Annotated in this window: 1 pseudogene; it reads left to right on the forward strand. The window is 63.7% G+C overall.

Going from position 1 to position 444, the window contains the following annotated elements:
- Positions 1-201: 201 nt before the first annotated feature.
- Positions 202-444: pseudogene (locus ASG00_RS17665) on the forward strand (alanine dehydrogenase); the annotation flags it as partial.

Genomic DNA, 444 nt, shown 5'->3' on the forward strand with positions numbered 1-444 from the left:
GGTCTCGATGATCTGCTCATCGATCGGGTCGAGCTCATCGGGCATCGAAGATCCTTCGACAGTTGGGGGACAAGAGCGGGTTTTCCAGAGAACTCTACGGCGATATGACGAATCTGACGCAGAAGATTCTGCATGTAACACAAGAGAGCGAACCGTCTGCCATATTTCCCTCAACCCGCCGGAGGAACCGAGGAGCCCGACATGCGCGTCGCCGTGCCGACCGAGATCAAGAACAACGAGAACCGGGTGGGGCTCACGCCCGCCGGCGTCGACGCTCTGCATCACCGCGGCCACGAGGTCGTCGTGCAGTCCGGAGCCGGCATCGGCAGCGGGTTCTCCGATGACGAGTACCGCGCCGCCGGCGCGGTCATCGCCGCCACCGCCGAGGAGACCTGGTCGGGTGCAGACCTGCTCGTGAAGGTCAAGGAGCCGATCGCCGCGGAG

It is taken from the genome of Microbacterium sp. Leaf351 (assembly GCF_001423825.1).
GTDB lineage: Bacteria > Actinomycetota > Actinomycetes > Actinomycetales > Microbacteriaceae > Microbacterium > Microbacterium ginsengisoli.